Source organism: Streptomyces sp. NBC_00582 (assembly GCF_036345155.1).
Classification (GTDB): Bacteria; Actinomycetota; Actinomycetes; order Streptomycetales; family Streptomycetaceae; genus Streptomyces.
This window is the reverse complement of record NZ_CP107772.1, coordinates 2111626-2131273: the sequence shown is the minus strand read 5'-3', so window position 1 is coordinate 2131273 and position 19648 is coordinate 2111626. Positions and strand designations below refer to the sequence as shown.

12 protein-coding genes are annotated in these 19648 nt (G+C 70.6%); 4 read left to right on the top strand and 8 right to left on the bottom strand.

Features of this window, described 5'->3' with window-relative positions; all coding sequences use genetic code 11:
• Positions 1-47: 47 nt before the first annotated feature.
• From OG852_RS09050 to OG852_RS09025, 6 genes are all read right to left on the bottom strand, one after another.
• A complete protein-coding gene (locus OG852_RS09050) occupies positions 48-1910 on the bottom strand; it encodes a LamG-like jellyroll fold domain-containing protein (RefSeq protein WP_330347550.1) in 1863 nt (620 codons plus the stop codon).
• A gap of 49 nt (positions 1911-1959) precedes the next feature.
• On the bottom strand, positions 1960-4905 hold the full coding sequence (locus OG852_RS09045) for a glycoside hydrolase family 2 TIM barrel-domain containing protein (protein ID WP_330347549.1): 2946 nt from the start codon (positions 4903-4905) through the stop codon (positions 1960-1962).
• Positions 4902-5738: a carbohydrate ABC transporter permease gene (locus OG852_RS09040; protein WP_133913751.1), complete on the bottom strand. Its 837-nt coding sequence runs from the start codon at positions 5736-5738 to the stop codon at positions 4902-4904. Before OG852_RS09040 ends, OG852_RS09045 begins: the two co-directional genes overlap by 4 nt.
• A 14-nt stretch (positions 5739-5752) precedes the next feature.
• Positions 5753-6709 (bottom strand): carbohydrate ABC transporter permease, encoded by a 957-nt coding sequence (locus OG852_RS09035; protein ID WP_133913750.1) that lies wholly within the window; start codon positions 6707-6709, stop codon positions 5753-5755.
• On the bottom strand, positions 6709-7995 hold the full coding sequence (locus OG852_RS09030) for an ABC transporter substrate-binding protein (RefSeq protein ID WP_330347548.1): 1287 nt from the start codon (positions 7993-7995) through the stop codon (positions 6709-6711). Before OG852_RS09030 ends, OG852_RS09035 begins: the two co-directional genes overlap by 1 nt.
• Positions 7996-8211: 216 nt before the next feature.
• Positions 8212-9231, bottom strand: a complete 1020-nt coding sequence (locus tag OG852_RS09025; protein WP_133913943.1) for a carbohydrate kinase family protein — start codon at positions 9229-9231, stop codon at positions 8212-8214.
• A 157-nt stretch (positions 9232-9388) separates the two neighbouring features.
• Here OG852_RS09025 and OG852_RS09020 point away from each other — a divergent pair, with 157 nt between their 5' ends.
• The 4 genes from OG852_RS09020 (at position 9389) to OG852_RS09005 (ending at position 16013) form a co-directional block, all read left to right on the top strand.
• The gene (locus OG852_RS09020) at positions 9389-10153 is read left to right on the top strand and encodes a DeoR/GlpR family DNA-binding transcription regulator (RefSeq protein WP_330347547.1); all 765 of its coding nucleotides are present in this window, start codon (positions 9389-9391) and stop codon (positions 10151-10153) included.
• The gene (locus OG852_RS09015) at positions 10150-11490 is read left to right on the top strand and encodes a 6-phospho-beta-glucosidase (protein WP_330347546.1); all 1341 of its coding nucleotides are present in this window, start codon (positions 10150-10152) and stop codon (positions 11488-11490) included. Before OG852_RS09020 ends, OG852_RS09015 begins: the two co-directional genes overlap by 4 nt.
• An 88-nt stretch (positions 11491-11578) precedes the next feature.
• Entirely contained in the window at positions 11579-14647 is a 3069-nt protein-coding gene (locus OG852_RS09010) for an alpha-mannosidase (protein ID WP_330347545.1), read from the top strand.
• A gap of 115 nt (positions 14648-14762) precedes the next feature.
• Entirely contained in the window at positions 14763-16013 is a 1251-nt protein-coding gene (locus tag OG852_RS09005; RefSeq protein WP_330347544.1) for an alpha-L-fucosidase, read from the top strand.
• 448 nt (positions 16014-16461) lie between these two features.
• Here OG852_RS09005 and OG852_RS09000 read toward each other — a convergent pair whose 3' ends face one another.
• On the bottom strand, positions 16462-18102 hold the full coding sequence (locus tag OG852_RS09000; protein ID WP_133913942.1) for a carbohydrate binding domain-containing protein: 1641 nt from the start codon (positions 18100-18102) through the stop codon (positions 16462-16464).
• Positions 18103-18506: 404 nt separating this feature from the next.
• Positions 18507-19646 (bottom strand): ATP-grasp domain-containing protein, encoded by a 1140-nt coding sequence (locus OG852_RS08995; protein ID WP_133913744.1) that lies wholly within the window; start codon positions 19644-19646, stop codon positions 18507-18509.
• Positions 19647-19648: the final 2 nt, after the last annotated feature.

Sequence of the window (19648 nt, the reverse complement as noted above, 5' to 3'; positions counted from 1 at the left end):
TTCATGAAGGGTCAGTGGTTCATGAAGGGTCAGTGGTTCATGAAGGGTCAGTGGTTCATGAAGGAGGAGACGGGCAGCGCGCGGGCGACGACGCGGACGTCGCCGAGACGGCCGTGCAGGATCTGGTCGATGGTCCCGCCGTACTCGTAGCCGCCGAGCAGCCACGGCAGTCCTACCGAGGTGATGCCCACCGCCTTCGCCCTGGGGTTGCGCACGACCGGGCAGCCCTCGACGTACAGCGTGGTGTGCGTGCCGTCGTTGACGACCGCGAGGTGCCACCAGGTCTCCAGCGGGGTCTCCTGGCCCCAGTTGGTGGCGATGCCCTCCTGGTTCAGCGGGCGCATCGCCCACTGCGGCTCCCGGTCGTTGGACAGCGACAGCGTGGCGAGCGGCTCGTCGGGGTCGTCGCCGGTCTTGCCGGCCGCTCCGCCGGTGCCGGTACGGCCGACCAGTCCCGACCAGGCGTGGTGCGCCGGGTCCCAGTCGGCCGGGAGGCGGTAGAAGGCCTCGATCGTGTAACCGTCCTCGAAGGTGGCCGAGTTGAGGGGCGCGCCGTCGACCGTGCGCAGGTACGCGCCCTTGAGCGGCGACTTGTGGCCACGGAACTCCAGGCTGCCGTGACCGGGTTGGTCGGGGTGGTGGTCCGAGGACCAGCCCAGGGTGCCGCCGCCGACGGTGACGACGGTGAGGTCGTTGCCGCGTCCGGACAGGTCGCGGACGGTGCCCGTGACGGTCGTACCGTCGTCGTGGCCGTCGAAGCGCCAGTAGGCGACCGTGCCGCGCACGAGGACCTTCGACGCCGGACGCGCGGGGCGGTCCGGTACCGGGGCGAAGCCGGAGAACCGGTCGGCGAAGTCGATGTCGACCGAGAACCGGTCCGCGTCGCCGCTGAGTTCGATCTCCTGCCGCTCCAGCTCGTTGAGCCCCTTCGCGGCCCGCCCGAGGATCCACGGGGAGACGGTCTCCACGTCGATGACCTTGCGGTCGAGGTCGAAGCGGTACAGGCGGATCATCGCCGCTCCGCCGAAGTACCGGTTCTGATAGTTCGTCAGGTGCAGATGGACGTCATGTCCCGCCGCGTTCTTGCGGGTTGCCCGGCCGGCGGGCCAGTAGTGCCCGTTGAGCGTGAGGAAGATCTGGTCGTGGCCGTCGATCAGCCGGTCCCACAGCTGCTGCCCGTACGCCGACAGGGAGTCGTCCTCGACGACCAGTTCGTGCGTGGTGAGGACGACCGGGGTCGTGGGATGGGCGGCCAGGACGTCCTTCGCCCAGGCGTACCCCTGGTCCGACAGCCGCCAGTCCAGGGCCAGGACCATCCACTGGCGGCCTGCCGCCCGGAACAGGTGGTAGGTGTTGTAGCCGTCGGGGGAGGCCCCGCCGAAGGTCGGCTTCCCCCGGAAGCGTCGCGGACCGAAGGTGTCCAGGTACGGGGTCGCTCCGCGCTGGTCGGTCGTCGAGGACTTCACGTCGTGGTTGCCGGCCAGCACGCTGTAGCCGACCCCGCGCCGGTCGAGCAGCTCGAACGCCTCGCCGATCGCGGCGCATTCGGCCGCCGCGCCGTTCTGCGTGAGGTCGCCGAGGTGGGACAGGAACACGATGTTCTCGGCGTGCTCGCCCCCGTGCTCCAGGAGGTACCGCAGCGACGCCTCGACGGGTGCCTTGTCGATGCTCGGGCTGTCGAAGAGGTACTGGGTGTCGGGCATCACGGCGAGCGTGAAGCGGCGGCTGTCGGTGTCCGGGCGCCAGGCGGCGGACGACGCCTCCGCGGCGGCCGCCTCGGCGGAGGCCGCGGGCAGCGCGACCGAGGCCGTGGCCGCGGCGCCGAGCAGCGCCGTGGCCCGCAGGAAGCCGCGTCGTCCGGCGCCGGCCTGCGCGGCCTCGCCCGGTTCATGGGCATGCGAAGTACACACATGTGCTCCGTAGGGAAGAGCCGGGGAAAGTCCTTGCGGTGATGGGGGGTTACAGGATGTGCAGGGTCCAGCTCCAGCGGTGGACGCCCGGCGCGACGAGGTAGGAGGGGAAGGTGTCGGGGCCGCACGAGGCCGTACCGAGGCCCCGGTGCGCCGCGTCGAGATGCACCACGCAGCCCGCGCGCGGCACCAGTTCGTCGTGGTGGGCGACGGCCGTCAGATCCTCGGCGCGGTAGCGCGTGACGGAGACCTGCCGGGGCTCGTCCGGGGTGACCACGAGACCTGTCACGTCCGGCCCGGAGAGCGTGAAGCGCCGTACGCCGTGGCGGCCGCCGCTCTCCTGGGGACGCAGATAGGGGGTGAACAACGCGTCGACGGGGAGGGCGTGATGGCCCACCGGGGCGCCGCCGCTGCGGTCCGGGTAGGACTCCCAGGGGCCCTGCCCGAACCACTGGAGGCGATCGAGCCCGGCGACCGTCTCGAAGACCGTCCCGACCCGGGCCACGTCGTCGAACTCCTCGGGCAGATCGGCGCGTTCGTCGATCCGGATGCCGCCCTCGACGGGGGTGAACACCTGCTCGTGCCGGACCACGCCGGAGGTGCCCGCGTACTCCGCGAGCACGGTCACCGTGTCACCGTCGCGCCGGACCGAGACGACCTTGCGCACCAGGGAGTCCAGCCCCCACGTCCGCCAGCGCAGCGCCATGCCACCCAGTTCGTCGTTGTCGGTGGGCGCCCGCCACAGCGACAGCGTGGGCGCGGCGGTCAGCAGCGGATGGACCAGCAGCCCGTCCTCGTCGACCTCGACGACGCCGCCGCTCACCGGCGCTTCCCCGGCCGTCACGGCGGCCCGCAGCAGCACCTGCGGCGCGCAGACCTCCGTACCGGCGGGTGCCCACGCCAGGTCCTCGGCGGTCGTCACCCGCAGGGTCAGCCAGGCCTCGCCGCCGTCCTCGGGCAGGTCCAGCGGCAGCGGGACCACCGCCGTCTCACCGGGGAGCAGCGCGGGGAGCGTGGCCGGAGCGGTCAGCGTACGGCCGTCCGCGAGCGCCAGTTCCCACGTGCCCGTGAGCCACTCCAGGCCCCGGAAGTGCTGATGGTTGGAGACCACCAGTCCCTCGTGCCGGAACAGCTCCAGCCGTACGGGCGCGGCGAGTTCGCGGTGCTCGTACATCACCGGCTTCGGCGTGCGGTCGGGGAAGACCACACCGTCCGCGATGAACGCGCCGTCGTGGTCCTTCTCGCCGAAGTCACCGCCGTACGCCCAGCGGTGGCCGGGAGCGGTGACACCGTTGTCGTAGAGCCCGGCGCCGCCACGCCCGACCGGTCTTCCGTCGTTCACGGACTGAAGGATTCCGTGGTCCCAGAACTCCCAGATGAACCCGCCCTGAAGACCCGGGGTGGCCTCGATGGCGGCCCAGTGGTCGGCCAGCGTGCCGTTGCTGTTGCCCATGGCGTGCGAGTACTCGCACTGGATGAGCGGCTTGGTCTGCTCCCCGGACAGCGCGTGCGCCACGCAGTCCTCCAGCGGCGCGTACATGGGGCAGGCGATGTCGGAGGCCAGGTCCGGGTCGGCCCAGCCGCGCTTGGCGGCCCCCTCGTACTGCAGCGGCCGCGTCGGGTCGTGCCGGCGCACCCAGCCCGCGGCGGCGTCGTGGTTGGCGCCGTAGTCCGACTCGTTGCCCAGGGACCAGATGATGACCGAGGGGTGGTTCTTGTCCCGGAGCACCATCCGCGACACCCGGTCCACGAACGCGTTCAGATAGCGCGGGTCGTCGGCGATCTCATGGGCATGGTCGTGGGACTCGATGTCCGCCTCGTCGACCACGTAGAAGCCGAGTTCGTCGGCGAGGTCGTACAGCGTGGGGTCGTTGGGGTAGTGCGCGGTGCGGATCGCGTTGAAGCCGAAACGCTTCAGCAGGACCAGGTCCGCGCGCATGTCGTCGTACGACACCGTGCGCCCGGTCAGCGGATGGAAGTCGTGCCGGTTCACGCCCCGGATGTAGATCCGCTCGCCGTTGACCAGCAGGTCCCGCCCGACGATCTCGACGTCGCGGAAGCCGACGCGGTGACGGGAGGTGTCGGCGACACTGCCGTCGGCGCGGTGCAGCCGGACCGTCAGCCCGTACAGCTCGGGCGTCTCGGCGGTCCAGGCGCGCACCTCGGGCACCCGGGTGTGCATCCGGGCCTCGCCGAGGAAGGCGGAGACCCGCTCGTCCTCGGCGTTGGCCCGGTCGAACTCCCTGTCCTGCGCGAGCGCCAGCCCGTCCAGTTCCCCGCTGACGTACCACCCCTCCGGCAGCGCCCCGCCCGCGTCCCGCACCCGGCAGTCGACGATCAGCTCCCCGTCCCGGGAGGCGCGCACGGTGACGTCGGCCAGATGCAGCGGGTCGGTGGCGTACAGCAGCACCGAACGGGTGATCCCGCCGTGCCACCAGTGGTCCTGGTCCTCGATGTGCGAGGCGTCCGACCACTTGACGACGGTCAGCCGCAGCGTGTGCCGGCCGCCGGGGCGGACGAGGTCGGACAGGTCGAAGTCGGCGGCGAGGTGGGAGTCCTTGGAGATGCCGACGGGCCGTCCGTCGAGGTGTACGAGCAGCACGCTCTCGGCGGCGCCGACCTGGAGGACGACGCGGCGGCCTGCCCAGTCGGCGGGGATGTGGATCTCGCGCTCGTAGACACCCGTCGGGTTGTCGTCGACCGGCGACAGCGGAGGGAATTCTGCATACGGCATACGGATGTTCAGATACTGCGGAAGGTCGACCGTCGACCGTAGAGGGTCGTCCGTGTCCTGCATGGTCCATACGCCGGGCACGACCGTCGTCGACCATGCACCGCCGACCGGCGCGTGCGGAGCGGACAGCAACTGGAAGCGCCAGTCGCCGTCCAGGGAGTGTGCTCCGGTGCGCCGGTCGACGGCGTTCATGGGCAGCCGCCCCCAGGAGGTCACCTCGGGGGCGGACCAGGGGCGGAGCGTCAGCAGCGGGTCGGTCACTTGATCGCTCCCTTGGCGAGGTCGCCGATGATCTGGCGGGCGCCGACCGCGAACACGATCAGCAGGGGGACGAGGGCGAGGAGTGCGCCGGTCATGACCATTCCGTAGTCCGTGGTGCCGTGGGTTCCGTTGAGCTGGGACAGCGCGACCTGGAGGGTGACGTTGTCCGGGTTGGTGAGGGCGATCAGGGGCCAGGCGTAGTCGTTCCACTGGCCCATGAAGGTGAAGATGCCGAGGAAGGCCAGGCCGGGGCGGACCACGGGCAGGGCCACGTGCCAGTACTGGCGCAGGAAGTGCGCGCCGTCGATGCGGGAGGCGTCGAGGAGTTCGTCGTGGATGGCGCTCTTCATGTACTGGCGCATCCAGAAGATGCCGAAGGCGTTGGCAGCGGCCGGCACGATCAGTGAGGTCATCGAACCGATCCAGCCGAGCTTGGCCATGATCACGAACTGCGGGATGGCCGAGAGCTGCGCCGGCACCATGAAGATGATCATGAGTGAGGCGAACAGGAAGCGCTTTCCCGGGAATGAGAACTTGGCGAAGACGAACGCCGCCAGCGAGTCGAAGAACAGCACCAGCACGGTCACCGAGCCCGCCACCAGCAGCGAGTTGGCCATCGAGCCGAAGAAGTCGATCGCGTCGAGGAGATGGCGGAGGTTCTCCAGGAAGTGCGTGCCGGGCAGCAGCTTCGGCGGGTAGGAGAAGATCTCGCTCGACGTGTGCGTCGACATGATCACGGCCCAGTAGAACGGGAAGGCCGAGAGCAGCACGCCGAGGACCAGCGAGGCGTGCAGGGCGGCGCCCCGGCGCCGGGAACCCTTGATGGTTGCCATGGGGGTGGGGCCTCCTAGTCTTCGCCCCGGCGCTGCACCAGACGCCAGTTGATGATCGAGAAGAGGACGACGACGAGGAAGATGCCCCACGCCACGGCGGCGCCGTAGCCGAAGTCGTTGTTGTCGAAGGTCTGCTGGAAGAAGTAGAGGACCATCGTCCGGCCGGCGTGGCCGGGGCCGCCGGAGAACGTCGAGTCGTTGGAGGTGTTCTGCAGCAGGACCTGCGGCTCGGAGAAGCTCTGCAGACCGGTGACGGTGGAGATCACGAGCACGAACAGCAGCACCGGCCGCATCATCGGCAGCGTGATCCGGAAGAACGTCTGCACCGGACCGGCTCCGTCCATACGGGCGGCCTCATACAGTTCGCCGGGGATGGTCTGCAATCCCGCGAGGAAGATGATCGCGTTGTATCCCGTCCACTGCCAGGTCATCAGTGTGGCGATGGCGGCCTTGATGCCCCAGGGGGTGTTCAGCCAGGCGACCTGGTCCACCCCGACGGCCTGCAGCAGGGCGTTGACCAGGCCGAAGTTGGTGGAGAACACCGAGCCGAAGATGATCGCGATCGCCACGACCGAGGTCACGTTCGGCAGGAAGAAGGCGAACCGGTAGGCGTTCTTGAAGCGGACCGCCGAGTTGAGCAGCACCGCCGTCACCATCGCCAGGAAGATCATGGGGAAGGTGGCCAGCGCCCAGATGACGATCGTGTTCCCGATCGAGCTCCAGAAGTCGCTGTCGCCCAGCAGGTACCGGTACTGCGACAGCCCCGCCCACTCCATCGGCCCGAGGCCGTCCCAGCGGTGGAAGGACAGGTACAGCGAGAAGCCGACGGGGACCAGACCGAAGCAGACGAACAGCAGATAGAACGGCGAGATCGCCGCGTACAGGTGCCAGTACCTGCGCAGACCCGTGCGGGGCGGGGGACTCGGGGCGCTCTCCACGGTGACCGTGGGCTTCTTCAGCGCGGTGGCCATCAGTGGCTCACCCCCAGATGGTCCGCGATCCGCCGGCACTTGCTCATGGCGTCCTTCCATGCCTGGTCGGGGTTCTTGCCGAGGACGCCGACGTTCTTGATCTCGTCCTTGATCGGCTGGCCGAGCGCCACGTCGTACGGGCTGTTGTAGGCGACGGCGATCTTCTGTGCGGCGGGCCCGAAGACGTCCATGGTGACCTGGCCGCCGAAGAACTCGTCGGGCTCGCGCAGCTGCTTCAGGCCGTACGAGGCGGGCGTGGACGGGAAGAGACCCGCGTCGACGTACCCCTGCGCCTGGTTGGCCGCGTCCAGCATCCAGGTGATGATCTCGAACGCCCGCTCGGGCTCCCGGCAGGCCTTGGTGATCGCGAGGAACGACCCGCCGTTGTTGGAGGGCCGGACCGGCATGTCGGCCACCCGCCACCGGCCCTTGGTCTTCGGCACGCCGTTCTTGATGTCGTTGGTCGCCCAGGAGGCGCCGAGCTGGCTCGGCAGCTTGCCGTCCTGGACGGCGGAGAGCTGGTCGGGGGTTCCGTTGACCAGGTCGGAGACGATCCCGCGCCGCTTGGCCTCGACGGCGAGCGCCCAGGCGGCGCGCACATGCTCCTGGTCGCCGATGAAGTGGCGGTCCTTGTCGACGTACCGCTTGCCGCCCTGCTGCACCGCGTTCTCGAAGACGGAGTTGACGTCGGTGAGCAGATACGTCCCCGGGATCCGCCGCTTGAGCCGCTCGCCCGCCGCGAAGAACGTCTCCCAGGTGTCGAGCTCCCTCGACACGTCCTCCGGTTCGTACGGCAGCCCGGCCTTGCGGAAGACGTCGTACTGGTAGAAGTGCGCGACCGGGCCGCAGTCGATCGGGAAGCCGATCATCGAGCCGTCGTCGGCGATGGCCTGGTCCCACTTCCACGCCAGGTACCGGTTCTTGTACTTCTCCGCGCCGAGGGTGCGCAGGTCCACGAACTGGTCGGCGTTGGGCAGATAGGACGCCATGTCCTCGCCCTTGAGCCCCGCCACGTCGGGGACGTGGGCGCGCCCGGCCATGGTGGTGATCAGCTTGGAACGGTAGTAGCCGCCGATCTTGATGGCCCTGAGGTCGACCGTGGCGCCGTAGCGGGCCCTGGCCTTCTCGACGACGGTGTCGCCCAGGCCGCCGTCCCAGTACCACAGGACCATGTTCCGGCCGGTCGAACCGGTCGGAACGGCACAGCCGGACGCCAGGCCGCCGAGCGCCGTCGCGGCCGTACCGGCCAGTCCGGCGCGCAGCAGGCCTCTACGTGAGAGCCGCAACTGCTCCCACCGCCTTTCGGATCTGTTCGCGTCTTCACAGACGGGATGCACAAACAGGGGGCAAAGCTTCAGGGGTGACATCCCGGAGGCAAGGCTTCCGGGCAGCGCTTCGGGGTCAGCGCTTCGGGGTCAGCGCCTCGGGGTCAGCACCTCGGGGTCAGCACCTCGGGGTCAGCGCCTCGGGGTCAGCGCCTCGGACAGGGAAAGAGGGGGCGGTCAGAGGAGCAGGGCGGGCGGGGTGACCGGGGCGTGGCGCACCGGTGGGCCGGCGTCCGCCGGGATGCGGTCGGCGAGGAAGCCGTAGGCCCGCTTCAGCTCCGGGTCGGTCACCGACCGCCACCACCGGTCGACGCCGTACCAGCCGGGCGCGGCGAGCGCCCCGCCGTGGTGGCGTACGGACAGTCCGGCGGCCAGTACGGCGAACCGCAGCCGTTCCTCCAGGGGCCAGCCGCCGAGCGAGGCGGCGACGAAGCTCGCGCCGAACACGTCACCGGCGCCCGTCGCGTCCACGACATCGATGTCAAGGGCCGGGACCCCCGCGTACTCGCCGGTCGTCTGGTCGACCGCGATCGCGCCCTCGCCGCCCTGGGTGACGACCGCCACCGGCACCAGTTCCGCGAGCGTGCCGAGAGCGGCGACCGCGCTGTCGGTGCGGGTGTAGGCCATCGCCTCGGCCTCGTTGGGGAGGAAGGCGTGGCACAGGGAGAGTTGCTCGAGCAACTCCGTCGACCACTGCTGGGAGGGGTCCCAGCCGACGTCGGCGTAGATCCGGGTGCCGTTCGCCGCCGCCTTGGCGAGCCAGGCCTGCGGCTCGGCCTCGATGTGCACGAGCGCGGTGCGGGCCTCGGGCGGGTCGCCCATCAGGACGTCCTGCGGGAACGGGGGCTGCCGGCCGTGGGTGACGAGCGCCCGGTCGTGGCCGTGCGCGAGGGCGACGGTGACGGGGGTGGGCCAGTCCTTCGCGACCCGGGAGAGCGAGAGGTCGACGCCCTCCTGGCCCGCGATGACCTCGTGGCAGTAGGCGCCGTAGAAGTCGTCGCCGAAGACCGTGGCGAGGGAGGTGCGCAGGCCGAAGCGGGAGGCGGCGACGGCGAGGTTGGCGATGCCGCCGGGGCCGCAGCCCATGCCGGCGGTCCAGATCTCCTCGCCCGGCGTGGGGGGCTTGCCCAGCCCCGTGAGGACGAGGTCGTAGAAGAGCAGCCCCGTCAGCAGTACGTCGGGCCGGTCGTCGTCCACGGAGGCGTCCTCTCGTCGGTGCAGGATGGCGCAGTCGGGGAGCTCGTCAAAACTCTTCATTTCGTGACCGGAATCGTGCGACGCCAGCCGCCTCCGGTCAATACCCGAGCAGAACTGAGCATAGAAATGATTGAAGATGACGAGTAGTGTTCGCTGCGTGCTGGCAGAACGACGACATCAACTCATCCTGCGGGCCCTGCGCTCCGGTGGTCCCGCGGCAGTGACGGATCTCTCCGAACAACTCGGCGTGAGTCCCGCCACGATCCGGCGTGACCTGGTCAAACTCGAGGAGGAGGGCCTGCTCACGCGGGTCCACGGCGGGGCCGTCGTCGACGAGGGCGACCAGCCCTTCGCCGAGGTCGCCGAGGTGCGCGTGCCCGAGAAGGACGCGATCGCCGCGCACGCGGCGGCCCTGGTCGAGGACGGCCAGTCGGTCCTGCTCGACATCGGCACCACCGCCTACCGCCTCGCCCGCCAGCTTCACGGCCGCCGGCTCACGGTGATCACCAGCAACCTGGTGGTCTACGAGGAGCTCGCCGACGACGAGGGGATCGAGCTGGTGCTGCTCGGCGGGATGGTCCGCCGCGAGTACCGCTCCCTGGTCGGCTTCCTCACCGAGGACAACCTGCGCCAGCTCCACGCGGACTGGCTCTTCCTCGGCACCAGTGGTGTGCGTCCGGGCGGGCAGGTGATGGACACGACCGTCGTCGAGGTGCCGGTCAAGCGCGCCATGATCAAGGCCGGTGACAAGGTGGTCCTGCTGGCCGACGCGGCGAAGTTCCCGGGGACGGGGATGGCGAGGGTCTGCGGTCCCGAGGACCTGGACGTGGTGGTGACGAACGCGCCGGTCGACCCGGCGACCCGCACCTCCTTCGAGGAGGCGGGCGTCGAGGTGGTCGTGGCAGGAAAGGTGCACGCGTGAAGCTGACGATTCTGGGCGGCGGAGGGTTCCGGGTGCCGCTCGTGTACGGGGCGCTCCTCGGTGACCGGGCGGAGGGGCGGGTCACCGAAGTCGTTCTGCACGATCTGGACGACAGTCGACTGTATGCAGTCGCCCGTGTACTGGATGAACAAGCCGCCGGCATCCCCGACGCCCCGACCGTCACGGCCACCACCGACCTCGACGAGGCTCTGCGCGGCGCCGACTTCATCTTCTCCGCGATCCGCGTCGGCGGCCTCCAGGGCCGCGCCGACGACGAGCGGGTCGCCCTCGCCGAGGGCGTCCTCGGCCAGGAGACGGTCGGCGCCGGCGGGATCGCCTACGGTCTGCGGACGGTCCCCGTCGCCGTCGACATCGCCCGGCGCGTCGCCCGGCTCGCCCCCGACGCCTGGCTGATCAACTTCACCAACCCGGCGGGCCTGGTCACCGAGGCCATGTCCCGCCACCTCGGCGACCGTGTCATCGGGATCTGCGACTCGCCGGTCGGCCTCGGCCGCCGGATCGCCCGGGTGCTCGGCGCGAACCCGCGGGACGCGTGGATCGACTACGTCGGCCTCAACCACCTCGGCTGGGTCCGCGGCCTGCGCATCGCCGGGCGGGACGAGCTGCCGCGCCTGCTCACCGACCCCGACCTGCTCGGCTCCTTCGAGGAGGGCAAGCTGTTCGGCGTCGACTGGCTGCGGTCCCTCGGCGCGATCCCGAACGAGTATCTGCACTACTACTACTTCAACCGCGAGGCCGTCCGCGCCTACCAGCAGGCCGAGAAGACCCGCGGCGCCTTCCTGCGCGAGCAGCAGGCCCACTTCTACGAGGAGATGCGCGACCCCGGCGCGGCGGCCCTGGCCGCCTGGGACCGCACCCGCGCCGAGCGCGAGGCCACCTACATGGCGGAGAACCGGGAGACGGCCGGCGCCGGCGAGCGGGACGCCGACGACCTCTCCGGCGGCTACGAGAAGGTGGCCCTCGCCCTGATGCGGGCCATCGCCCGCGACGAGCGCACCACGCTCATCCTCAACGTGCGCAACCAGGGCACCCTGTCCGTGCTCGACGCCGACGCCGTCATCGAGGTGCCCTGCCTCGTCGACGCCAACGGCGCCCACCCCGTCGCGGTCGACCCGCTGCCCGGCCACGCCACCGGTCTGGTGTGCGCGGTCAAGGCGGTCGAGCGGGAGGTGCTGGCGGCGGCCGAGTCCGGGTCGCGGGCGACGGCGGTGAAGGCGTTCGCGCTGCATCCGCTGGTCGACTCCGTGAACGTCGCCCGCAGGCTCGTGCAGGGCTACACCGAGGTCCATCCCGGGCTCGCGTACCTTAGGCGCTGACGTAGAGAGAAAGCGCTTTCCGAGCCATCGGGCTCACCCGGTTCCTTCTTCCCGGCTTCCCGGCTTCCCGGTTTTCTGGAGACATCCCATGCACGACGAACGCCGCCGCATCGAGGAGCGCGTCGAGCGCGTCCACAACCAGCGCATCAAGCCCGCGATCTACGCGGCCACCGTTCCCTTCGAGGTCGAGGCCTGGCAGGCGCCGGGGGAGCCCGTCCCGTTCGAGGAGGCCGCGGGCGCCGCCTACGCGCCCTTCGCGATGGGCACCCCGTGGGGGCCGCCCTGGGGGACGACCTGGTTCCGGATGAGCGGACAGGTGCCCGCCGAGTGGGCGGGCCGGCGGGTCGAGGCCGTCATCGACCTCGGCTTCGTCGGCGACTGGCCCGGCAACCAGGCCGAGGCCCTGGTCCACCGCACCGACGGCACCCCGCTGAAGGCCGTCAACCCGCTCAACCAGTACGTCCCGGTCGGCAACCCGGCGGCCGGCGGTGAGCGGATCGACTATCTGGTCGAGGCGGCCTCCAACCCCGACATCCTGGCGAACGACTTCGCCGAGCCGACGCTGCTCGGCGATGTACTGACGGCGGGCGACCGTCCACTGTATACATTCCGCCGCGCCGACCTCGCCGTCCTCGACGAGCAGGTCTGGCACCTCGACCTGGACCTCCAGGTGCTGCGTGAGCTGATGGTCCACCTCGGTGAGCACGAGCCGCGCCGTCACGAGATCATGCACGCCCTCGACCGGGCCATGGACGCCCTCGACCTGGACGACATCTCCGGCAGCGCCGCCGCGGTCCGCGAGGTCCTCGCGCCCGTCCTGGCCCGGCCCGCGCACGCCAGCGCCCACACCATCTCGGGCGTCGGCCACGCGCACATCGACTCCGCGTGGCTCTGGCCGATCCGTGAGACCAAGCGCAAGACGTCCCGCACCTTCTCCAACGTGACGTCGCTGGCCGACGAGTACGAGGACTTCATCTTCGCCTGCTCCCAGGCCCAGCAGTACGAGTGGGTGCGCGACAACTACCCGCACGTGTGGGCCCGCATCCAGGAGTCGGTGAAGAAGGGCCAGTGGGCGCCCGTCGGCGGTATGTGGGTGGAGGCCGACGGCAACCTGCCCGGCGGCGAGGCCATCGCCCGCCAGCTCATCCACGGCAAGCGGTTCTTCATCGAGCACTTCGGCGTCGAGACCAAGGGCGTGTGGCTGCCCGACTCCTTCGGCTACACCGCCGCCTACCCGCAGCTCGCCAAGCTCGCGGGCAACGACTGGTTCCTCACCCAGAAGATCTCCTGGAACCAGACCAACAAGTTCCCCCACCACACCTTCTGGTGGGAGGGCATCGACGGCACCCGCATCTTCACCCACTTCCCGCCGGTCGACACCTACAACGCCCGCTTCAGCGGGGAGGAGATGGACCGCGCGGTCCGCAACTACTCCGAGAAGGGGGCCGGTACGCGCTCGCTCGCCCCGTTCGGCTGGGGCGACGGCGGTGGCGGCCCCACCCGCGAGATCATGGAACGCGCCCGTCGCCTCGCCGACCTGGAGGGCTCGCCCAAGGTCGTCGTCGAGCACCCCGACCAGTTCTTCGCCAAGGCCCGCGAGGAGTACCCGGACGCGCCCGTCTGGGTGGGCGAGCTCTACCTGGAGCTGCACCGCGCCACCTACACCTCCCAGGCCCGCACCAAGCAGGGCAACCGGCGCAGCGAACACCGGCTGCGCGAGGCCGAGCTGTGGGCGACGACGGCCGCGCTGCACGCGCCGGGCTACGCCTACCCGTACGAGAAGCTGGACCGGCTGTGGAAGACGGTGCTGCTGCACCAGTTCCACGACATCCTGCCGGGCTCGTCGATCGCCTGGGTGCACCGCGAGGCCGAGGCCGAGTACGCGCGCGTCGCCGGGGAACTGGAGGCGCTGACGGCCGAGGCGGTCGCGGCGCTCGGCGCGGGCGGCACCCGGGTGTTCAACACCAGCCCGTACGACCGCGCCGAGGTGATCCGCACCTCGGCGGGCGCTCCGGCGTACATCGAGGTGCCCGCGAGCGGCAGCGCGCCTCTTGCCTCCGCCTCCGCCGCCGACGGGTCGCCGCAGCCGGTGACCGTCTCCGGACGGACCCTCGACAACGGACTGGTCCGTGTACAGGTGGCGGAAGACGGCACACTGTCTTCTGTATTCGACATCCGGGCGAACCGCGAGGTCCTCGCCGGCCGCGGCAACCTGCTCCGGCTGCACACCGACCTGCCCAACTACTGGGACGCCTGGGACATCGACAAGCACTACAAGAACCGGTTCACGGACCTGCTCGACCCGGACTCGGTCACCGTCGTCGAGGACGACCCGCTGCTCGGCGCGATCCGCGTCACCCGTTCCTTCGGCAAGGGCTCGACCCTCACCCAGACGATCACCGTCCGGGCCGGCAGCCCGCGCATCGACATCGAGACCGACATCGACTGGCACGAGGCCGAGAAGATCATCAAGGCGGCCTTCCCTGTCGACGTGCGGGCCGCGCACTCCTCCGCCGAGATCCAGTTCGGCCATGTCCAGCGGCCGACGCACACCAACACCAGCTGGGAGTCGGCCCGTTTCGAGGTCTCCGGCCATCGCTGGGTGCACATCGGCGAACCCGGCTACGGTGTCGCGGTCCTCAACGACTCGACGTACGGCCACGACGTCTCGCGCACGGTCCGCGAGGACGGCGGGACGACGACCACGGTCGCCCTCAGCCTGGTGCGCGCCCCGCGCATCCCGGACCCCGAGGCGGACCAGGGCCGGCACCGCTTCACGTACTCCCTGCTGCCGGGCGCCACGATCGGCGACGCGGTCGCCGAGGGCTACGCCCTCAACCTGCCGCTGCGCGTGGCGGAGTCGGCGGGAGCGGCGGAGCCGGTCGTGAGCGTGGACGGCGACGGGGTGACCGTCGAGGCGGTCAAGCTCGCCGACGACCGTTCGGGCGATGTGGTGGTGCGCCTGTACGAGTCGCGGGGCGGCCGGGCCCGGGGCCTCGTGCGCGCCGGGTTCCCGCTGGCCGGCTTCGAGGTGACCGATCTGCTGGAGCGGCCCCGCGAGGAGGACGCGGCGGCGGCCGTGGCGGCCGACGGCGGGGTCGAGGTGACCCTGCGCCCCTTCCAGGTCCTCACGCTGCGCCTGCGGCGCGGCGAGTAGGGCCCGGACGCTCCCTCCGGGCGGGCACGCCCGGACCTCTGCCGGGCGGGCACGGTACCGCACCGCCGTGCCCGCCCCTTTCCCGAAGTCGCGCTCTGTGCCGAGGAGTTCATCCGTGCCCATGCAACCCTGGTTCACCGACGCCAAGTTGGGGATCTTCGTCCACTGGGGCATCTACGCCGTCGACGGCGTGCAGGAGTCCTGGTCGTTCTACGACGACATCGTGCCGCACGAGCAGTACATGTCCCAGCTCGGCCGTTTCACCGGCGCCCACTACGACCCGAAGGCCTGGGCCGATCTGTTCGCCCGCGCCGGCGCCCGGTACGCGGTGCTGACGAGCCGTCACCATGACGGTGTGGCGCTGTGGGACACGGCGTACGGCGATCTCAACCTGGGCCGCGACTACCTCACCGGCTATGCCGAGGCCCTGCGGGAGAAGGGTCTCAAGGTCGGCCTGTACTACTCGCACTCCGACTGGAACCACCCCGACTACGCCAGCACCCGCAAGCCGGGCCGTCCGCCGGAGATGGAGGACAACCGCTACTCGGAGTGCTCGGCCGAGGACGAGGATCTGGAGGCCTGGGAGCGGTTCATCGCCTACCGGGACGGCCAGATCAGGGAGTTGGCCTCCCGCTACCGGCCCGACCTGATGTGGTTCGACGGGGAGTGGGACCGTAGCGAGGAGCAGTGGCGCATCCCCGAACTGGCGGCGCTCGTCCGGTCGTACTCCCCGCACGTCGTCTTCAACGCCCGGATGCTCAGCGAGGGCGACTACGCCACCCCCGAGCAGGGCGCCCCCATCGTGCCGCCGGACGGCCCGTGGGAGCTGTGTCTGACGATCAACGACTCGTGGGGCTACCAGCACCACGACCACAACCACAAGTCGCCGGCCCAGCTGGTGCGTTACTTCACGGAGACCATCGGCGGGGGCGGCAATCTGCTGCTCGACGTCGGCCCGATGGAGGACGGCACCATCCCGCAGCCGCAGGTCGAGCGGTTGGAGGGGCTGGGGGAGTGGATCCGCCGGCACGCCGACGCCGTGTACGGGACCGTCCGCGGGCTGCCGGCCGGGCACCACTACGGTCCCAGCACGCTCTCCGCCGACGGCCGCACGCTCTACCTCACGGTGTTCGACGCGCCGCGCGCGGAGATCGGGGTACGCGGTCTGGCGACGCCGGTCCGCAAGGTCACCGTGCTCGGCACGGGGACCGAACTCGGGCACCGGGTGGTGGGCGGGCTGCACGAGGCGGTCGGCGTGCTGTGGATCGACCCGCCGGCCGAGGCCGACCTCGACCCGTACGCCACCGTGCTCGCCGTGGAACTGGACGGTGAGTTGGAGCTCTACCGGGGCTCGGGCCGCTTCTGAGGGCCCCGCGCGTGCTTCCGTGCGCCGCCGCACGCCGCACGCCGTACACGCTCTCGACCGCGCCGAGCTGGAGCGCGGGTGGGGACAGGGCGGGAGCGGGCGGCCGCTCCCCGTGACAGCGGCCGTCCGCCCCGATCCCCCGTGCCCCCGGGCATCCCCCATGACCCCCGGGGGCTGGTGCTTCCCCGTACGTTCCGTGCGCCGGCTGTCGTGCACAGGCCTCGCACGATGAACCCTGAACCGCGGTGCTCCCCGCGCCGGCCCACCGGGACCCTCACGTTCCCCCGTCGTCCCCGGTGGGCCTTCACGGTGACACCCTTTAGAACCCGCACCAGGCGCCCTGATACACCCCGTGCGAAAAAAAGTTCCCCGGATCTCCTGGAGCGGGATCCGGGGAACGGGTGCCGGTGAACCGGCGTGCGGCGGCGGGGGTTTCGTCGGCTTGGGCTCAGCCGGTGAAGCCCGCAGTGATGGACGTGAACTGCCAGGTGCTCTGGCTGATGCCGGAGCAGTTGCTCACCACGCCCCCGCCCGGGCAGGACCGGTCACGGTTGACGGCCCAGTAGGCGAGCCGGGCGATGTGGTGGGAGTTGGCCCAGTCGCGGATCTGCGTCCAGATCGCCGGGGTGGTGTTCTCCTGCTGGTCGGACAGACCGTTCATACCGGAGATGCCGATGTGGGCGTACGCGGTCGCGTCGTCCCAGCCGAAGGTGGACTTCAACTTGGCCTTCAGCCCCTCCGTGGCGTTCACCGTGTTGCCGTACATGTCCGAGCCGCCGCCGAAGTCGAACGGCATGATGGTGAAGACGTCGATGTCGGCGCCGATCGACTTGGCCTGCTCGATCAGGCGGTTGCCGTAGTACGTCGGCCCGGTGGTCGAGGTCCCGAAGGTGACGATGGTCCGCAGCCCCGGGTTGTTGGCCTTCACGGTCTTCAGCGCGGTCAGGATCCTCGCCTGCACGGCCTCGTTCTCGAACTCGTCCGTGTTCTCGATGTCCATGTCGATCGCCTTGAGCGCGTAGGCGTCGATCACCTTCTGCAGCGCGGCGGCGAGGGCGCTCGCGGAGGAGCAGTTGGCGCCGAGCTTGCTGCCCTGCCAGCCGCCGAACGACGGCACGACGTCACCGCCCGCCGAGCGGACCTGGTTGATGACGGTCTGGTCGACCCCGCCCGTCAGCGGACGGGTGCTGTCCCACATCGGGTTGCAGCCGCCCCCGTCCAGCATGAACGCCATCGTGAACCACTTGATGCCCGTCGCGCTCATCACCGTGGACACACTCGGGGGATCGCCCCAGCCCTCGTACAGATAGGGCGCGGCCTGCTTGAACGAGGTCCCGCCGCTGCCCGCGTTCGTCGTGACGGACACCGCGTTGGACGCTCCGGAGACGTTCCCGGCGGCGTCGCGCGCCCGCACGCTGAAGGTGTAGCCCGTGCTGGGCGAGAGTCCACTCACGGTGGCGGAGGTGCCGGAGACGCTCAGCACCCGCGAGGAGCCGCTGTAGACGTCGTACGCCGTGACGCCGACGTTGTCGGTGGCGGCGCCCCAGGACAGCGACACGCTGGAGGAGGTCTTGCCGGTGGAGGTCAGCCCGGTCGGCGTACTCGGCGCCTGGGTGTCCGAGCCGCCGCCCCCGCCGCCCGGCCCGTCCAGAGCGATGTCGTCGGCGTAGTAGGTGCCCTGGGCGTACCAGCCGTGCACATAGACGGTCGCGCTGGTCTGCGAGGCGCCGGTGGTGAAGGACACCGACAGTCGGCTGTACGCCGTCGGCGACGACGTCCAGGTGGAGGCGCCGCCGTCGACGCCGAGGTAGACGTAACTGCCGCGGACCCAGCCGCTCAGCGTGTACGTCGTGTTCGGCTGGACGGAGACGGTCTGGCCGCACCGGGCGATGTCGCTCGAACTCACCGCCCCGGCAAGGGCCTTGGAGCCGCCGTGCACGGGCGAGGAGACGACCGAGCCGAGGTTGCCGGTACAGGACCAGGGGGAGAGGGAGCCGGATTCCAGTCCGGGATTGGTGAGGATGTTCGCCGCCTCGGCGGTGCCGGGCAGGGCGATGGCCCCGGCGAGCGCGAGGGCGGCGGAGCCCATCAGGGCGAGAACTCGACGCCAGGGGCGTCCGTGGGGTGTCGTGCGCACGCGATCTCCCTGAAGGTATGGGGGTGTTCGGGAGTGCAGGGGATGCAAGGGGGTGCGCAACAAAGTTGGTATGGACCAATCCTGCTGTCAAGGCGACGGACAGAATTGGTCCATACCGGTGAGTCGATCACCTGAAGGGGTGCGGGGAACTGTGCGACACGCCACGACGGACCCGCACCGCGCAGGCGGACCCAGGGGGTGTTTCGAAAGTCCCCGCACAGCACCCGCGGCGCCCGGCACGTACTCGCGCCGCACCGGCCGAAACCCCAGTACGTCCGGTACGAGGGCTTTCGTCCGGCACGCCGAGAGCACGCACCGGACACCGCGGGCACCGCACAGGACTTTCGAAACACCCCCTAGAGCGGGAGCACCTCCGCGGCCCCGGCGGGCGCCACCTCGAGGGCCTCGGCCTGTGCGGGAACGGCGGGCAGCAGCGGCTCCGCGGTCTCCTCGATCCGCTGGTGCGGCAGCGACACCGCGCGCAGCGGTCGCGGTCCGGACACCACCGTGTAGTCCTGCCCGAGGAACGGCGGCACGACCTCGCCCGGGTCCTCCCCGAGAGCCAACTGCACAGCGGCCCAGGGGGCGTTGACGCCGCACAGCGAGAGCTGGTGCAGCCCGCCGGCGGGACGTGTGTTGACGTCCATGAGGACCGGCCGGTCGCCGAACATCCGGAACTGGATGTTGGACAGGTAGTGCAGGCCGAAGCCCTCGGCGATGCGCCGGGCCGGCTCCAGCCACTGCTCGTGCAGGGTGAAGCCGCGGCGGCGGCCGTTCTTCGTGCGGCCGATGGCCATCCGCAGCCGGTTGTCCGGGCCGGTGAGGCAGTCCACGGACACCTCCGGCTGCTCCAGACGGGGCATCACGAGCCAGTCCACGGTCTCGTCGGCCTGCCGCAGCGCCTCGACGACCATGTCGAGCTGGACGTACGGCGTGGGGAAGCCGCTGAGATGCGTGAGCGAGAAGGGGGCGCGGGTGATCACCCGGAAGCCGACTCCGCCCGCGCCGGACGCCGGCTTGAAGCACGCCCGGTGGCCCGCCTCTTCCAACTCCTCGACCGCCGCGATGAGTTCGTCGGCGGTGCGGACCCGGTGCCACGGCGGTACGGGCACCCCGATCGCCTGCACGGCCTCGTACGCGACCACCTTGTCCTCGAACACGGCGACGGCCTCGGGCGTGGGTGCCAGCAGGGCGGTGCCGATCGCCTCGAAGTCGGCGCGGTGCGCCACGATCGCCGCCTGCTCGAGCCGCGGCACGAACACGTCGATGCCGCGGCGCTGGCACTGGTCCAGGGCGTACTCGACGTAGGCGGCGGGGGACAGGCCCTCCGGCTCCAGGTCGGCGGTGTCGGCGGCGGCCAGCACGGGCGAGTCGGCGTCGCCGTGCGTCGCATGGATGTCGACCGCGCGGTCGCTCGGATTTCTCCGCAGCTGATCCATGAAGAACACGTTCTCCGCGTACGTGCGGTTGAGCCAGACGCGTACGCGAGAGACCATGC